General features: G+C 31.5%; 1 protein-coding gene. It reads right to left on the bottom strand.

Annotated elements, in window-relative coordinates; translation table 11 throughout:
• Window positions 1-150 precede the first annotated feature (150 nt).
• Entirely contained in the window at window positions 151-654 is a 504-nt protein-coding gene (locus MLE14_RS17085) for a DUF4367 domain-containing protein (protein ID WP_243299627.1), read from the bottom strand.
• Window positions 655-892 lie beyond the last annotated feature (238 nt).

The following is an 892-nucleotide window of genomic DNA, read 5'->3' as shown; positions in this document are numbered from 1 at the left end:
GGCTGGCAAGTCTTTTTTTATGCACCTAACAAAATAAGTGCAGGTCTCTGCATTTTTTCTTTGCAAAGCTCTGCACTTTTATTTTGCAATAAACAACATTTAGTAAATCAGTAATCAAGTACAGAACTAGGGGTATAGAAGGGAACTTTTTTACTCAAAAGTTGCCATCGATCTTGCAATTTCAAGCATCATTTTTTTTGTTATATTAAAACTATCCATTCTTATAAATGTACCATTTTGGTTCCAGAATAGTATTCCGCCAAGGGGATATTCTCCTCTAAGAATGCTAGGTGCCCAGTGTTTAAAATATCCTGTGTTCCCATTGATATCTACTTTCTCTATTTGTGGACTTAATAAATCTGATGTATTTGTATGTTCTTTTTGCTGTTCAATCCCTACAATGAGGTATTCGTCGTTTTTGTCCATAAAATGGAGTCTAAAATAAGTGAAGTCCTTCTTGCCGCTAGGATATGTTTTTATTTCTAATGTCCAATCTTTTGGAATCTTTTTTGGATAGAGAACGGGAAAGTTTACCCTCTTTTGAACTTCCGAAATAGTAATACTATCATGATTGTATTTAATTGCTTCTGCTGGAAACAAATCTGAAAATAAGAAAATTAGGGTCAAAGGAATTAAACGGTACAAGAAATTCAATTTAGCTACCTCCTGTATTTTTTTGAAGATAGTTTAACCTAAGATTTTTACAAATATTAGAGATTTGTTTCGCTTTTTATTAGGAGAAAGAAATACTTAGTCAAAGTAAATGGACTAACGGGGTAGGTTAGCTTTAAAAAGGATAGTTAAAATTCAATTGAGCAAAATATCCCTAAATATAATTTAGGGGGATAAAAATGAACAAAAGTTTTTCTCTTTTATTGTTATTATTCAGTGT

The organism is Bacillus litorisediminis, from assembly GCF_022808645.1.
Lineage (GTDB): Bacteria > Bacillota > Bacilli > Bacillales > JC228 > Bacillus_BF > Bacillus_BF litorisediminis.
This window is presented reverse-complemented; position numbering and strand designations above follow the sequence as displayed.